Source organism: Acidithiobacillus ferriphilus, from assembly GCF_018854775.1.
Lineage (GTDB): Bacteria > Pseudomonadota > Gammaproteobacteria > Acidithiobacillales > Acidithiobacillaceae > Acidithiobacillus > Acidithiobacillus ferriphilus.
The window spans coordinates 1-1,268 of record NZ_JAAZTY010000164.1; the positions used below are offsets into that span (position 1 = coordinate 1).

Annotated in this window: 3 protein-coding genes; 2 read left to right on the plus strand and 1 reads right to left on the minus strand. The window is 57.2% G+C overall.

Annotated features, from left to right (window positions below; translation table 11 throughout):
• A partial coding sequence (locus HF921_RS10990; protein ID WP_215893811.1) for an FAD-dependent oxidoreductase occupies window positions 1-586 on the minus strand: 586 nt, incomplete at its 3' end.
• A gap of 186 nt (window positions 587-772) precedes the next feature.
• Here HF921_RS10990 and HF921_RS10995 point away from each other — a divergent pair.
• Window positions 773-946, plus strand: coding sequence for a DUF2249 domain-containing protein (locus tag HF921_RS10995; RefSeq protein WP_155735387.1), 174 nt, complete (start codon window positions 773-775; stop codon window positions 944-946).
• Window positions 943-1,268, plus strand: a 326-nt coding sequence (locus HF921_RS11000; protein ID WP_215893812.1) for a hemerythrin domain-containing protein, incomplete at its 3' end; no start/stop codon positions are given. The genes HF921_RS10995 and HF921_RS11000, both read left to right, overlap by 4 nt.

Genomic DNA, 1,268 nt, shown 5'->3' on the forward strand with positions numbered 1-1,268 from the left:
TTTCTAGCAGGACAGGCGGTAGAATCTGCGCCAGAGGGCCGTCACCAGACACGGCATAATGCACATCAAGACCTTGCTGCTGGGATAATGCCACCGCCAGCTCCGCCCCTAGAAAGCCGCCACCGATGACTACCACCTTCCCCCCTTCCGCAGCCTGAGTTCGCAAACGGCGATAGTCGGCCAGTGTGCGCAGAGTGAATACCCGATCCTGTATAGTCACCGGAACAGTAAGCTGTCGTGGCCGACCACCCATGGCGAGCAGCGATTTATGGTAATGATAGGTTTTGCCTGCGGAAGTGCTGAGTGTCCGTTGTTGCGGATCCAGGTTGGTGACGGGATCACCCAGAACTATGTCCACCTTTAGTGCGGTCCAGTCGGCGTTGGACATTAGCGGCAAATTCGCCTCTTTGTCCTTTCCCAGCCACAGTCCTTTGGATAAAGGGGGGCGTTGGTAGGGAGTTTCAGTCTCCGCTCCCAGCATCAGAATGCGCCCCACCATGTCTTTGCTCCGAATGGCCACAGCCGCAGCGGCCGCAGCCGGACCTGCACCCACCAACAGATAGTCAAAATAGTCATATGTTGTCATGTCAGTCTCACGTCCGCGCTTTAGATATTCCTGAGTAAGGTATAGTCTAGCAAGGAGTACATGGCGAGACCCACGAGATAGAACGGGGACCGATCTAGTCTACTCCGGGCTTGATCCAGATCAATGAATGTCCGATAAAAACGGTTAAGAATGCCCCGGTATTCTGATGAGATATGGAGAACCCTCATGTCCACACCACCATTACACCAACATATCCATGTCCTTTATCCCTTCGATGCCCGCGGCATTGCCAAACGTTTTCGCCGCGATGCCATTTTCGGTGTTCTGGATGCCTTGTCGCCGGGAGAAATCATGCTCCTCCGCATCCGCTTCACGGCGCATGCAGGCGCTTCGGCATGAGACTTTTGGACGACGCCGCCGCTTCCTTCGACGATCCCGTGGGGCTGCTCAGAGCCTGCCATGAACGCATCCTGGAGCACTGCGAGACCTTGGAGCGCCTAGCCGAGCATTTGGCGCGAGTCGGTGTCGACAGCGAAGCGCGGCTGGCCGCTACACGCATCCGCCGCTACTTTCATATGGCCGGTCCCGCCCATCATGCCGACGAGGAGAACCAGCTTTTTCCCTGGCTGCTGGCGCGACCGGACTTTCCGTCCATGCTGCGGGCGGTGGTGCGCAATCTGACAGATCAGCATCGGCAGTTGGAAGGGGCTTGGCGGGTGTT